Origin of the sequence: Rhizobium ecuadorense (genome assembly GCF_001187535.1) — a bacterium.
Lineage (GTDB): Bacteria > Pseudomonadota > Alphaproteobacteria > Rhizobiales > Rhizobiaceae > Rhizobium > Rhizobium ecuadorense.
On the sequence record NZ_LFIO01000803.1, the window covers coordinates 1 to 228 of the forward strand.

Annotated in this window: 1 pseudogene; it reads right to left on the bottom strand. The window is 63.6% G+C overall.

Features of this window, described 5'->3' with window-relative positions:
- A pseudogene (locus AF337_RS14090) lies at positions 1-228 on the bottom strand (two-component sensor histidine kinase); the annotation flags it as partial.

Genomic DNA, 228 nt, shown 5'->3' on the forward strand with positions numbered 1-228 from the left:
GCAGTTCTTCGGGCGGCAGGTCGATGTCGAGCGTATCCATGCGGCCGGCAAACCGGCTGCGCAACAGCATCACCGCGCCCTCGATGACGTCTTTCAATCCTGTTGGTTCGGCGCTGCCGCGGCCCTTACGGGCAAAGGTCTTCAGCTCCTCGGTGATCGAACCTATGCGCTCCGTCAGCGCCGCGATGCTTTCGAGATTTTCGCCGGCAGGCGCAGTCTGGCCGCGAT